The 1560-nt window shown below is 50.0% G+C and carries 1 rRNA gene; it reads right to left on the bottom strand.

The window, feature by feature from the left end:
- Positions 1–1487 (bottom strand): 16S ribosomal RNA (locus tag IV81_RS09140); the annotation flags it as partial.
- Between the last annotated feature and the right edge of the window lie 73 nt (positions 1488–1560).

The raw sequence follows: 1560 nt of genomic DNA, 5'->3' as shown, positions 1-1560 counted from the left end.
AAAAGGTTACCCCACCGGCTTTGGGTGTTACAAACTCTCATGGTGTGACGGGCGGTGTGTACAAGGCCCGGGAACGTATTCACCGCGGCATGCTGATCCGCGATTACTAGCGATTCCGACTTCGTGTAGGCGAGTTGCAGCCTACAGTCCGAACTGAGAATGATTTTAAGAGATTAGCTAAACCTCGCGGTTTCGCGACTCGTTGTATCATCCATTGTAGCACGTGTGTAGCCCAGGTCATAAGGGGCATGATGATTTGACGTCGTCCCCACCTTCCTCCGGTTTGTCACCGGCAGTCTCACTAGAGTGCCCAACTAAATGCTGGCAACTAGTAATAAGGGTTGCGCTCGTTGCGGGACTTAACCCAACATCTCACGACACGAGCTGACGACAACCATGCACCACCTGTCATTCTGTCCCCGAAGGGAACCTCTAATCTCTTAGACTGTCAGAAGATGTCAAGACCTGGTAAGGTTCTTCGCGTAGCTTCGAATTAAACCACATGCTCCACCGCTTGTGCGGGCCCCCGTCAATTCTTTTGAGTTTCAACCTTGCGGTCGTACTCCCCAGGCGGAATGCTTAATGCGTTAGCTGCAGCACTGAAGGGCGGAAACCCTCCAACACTTAGCATTCATCGTTTACGGCATGGACTACCAGGGTATCTAATCCTGTTCGCTACCCATGCTTTCGAGCCTCAGCGTCAGTTGCAGACCAGACAGCCGCCTTCGCCACTGGTGTTCTTCCATATATCTACGCATTTCACCGCTACACATGGAGTTCCACTGTCCTCTTCTGCACTCAAGTCTCCCAGTTTCCAATGCACTTCTTCGGTTGAGCCGAAGGCTTTCACATTAGACTTAAAAGACCGCCTGCGCTCGCTTTACGCCCAATAAATCCGGATAACGCTTGCCACCTACGTATTACCGCGGCTGCTGGCACGTAGTTAGCCGTGGCTTTCTGGTTAAATACCGTCACTGGGTGAACAGTTACTCTCACCCACGTTCTTCTTTAACAACAGAGCTTTACGAGCCGAAACCCTTCTTCACTCACGCGGCGTTGCTCCATCAGACTTGCGTCCATTGTGGAAGATTCCCTACTGCTGCCTCCCGTAGGAGTCTGGGCCGTGTCTCAGTCCCAATGTGGCCGATTACCCTCTCAGGTCGGCTACGCATCACTGCCTTGGTAAGCCTTTACCTTACCAACTAGCTAATGCGCCGCGGGTCCATCCAGAAGTGATAGCAGAGCCATCTTTCAAAAGAAAACCATGCGGTTTTCTCTATTATACGGTATTAGCATCTGTTTCCAGGTGTTATCCCCTACTTCTGGGCAGGTTACCCACGTGTTACTCACCCGTTCGCCACTCACTTCGTGTTAAAATCTCAATTGGTACAAGTACCGCTTAATCAATTAACGGAAGTTCGTTCGACTTGCATGTATTAGGCACGCCGCCAGCGTTCATCCTGAGCCAAGATCAAACTCTCATATTAAATGATGAGTCTTTTTCAAGCTCATTAATTGTTTGTTTTGCGAATTGACTTCGCATAATGTTTTTTTCTCACT

This window comes from Pediococcus stilesii (assembly GCF_001437075.1).
In the GTDB taxonomy this organism is placed as follows: Bacteria; Bacillota; Bacilli; order Lactobacillales; family Lactobacillaceae; genus Pediococcus; species Pediococcus stilesii.
This window is presented reverse-complemented; position numbering and strand designations above follow the sequence as displayed.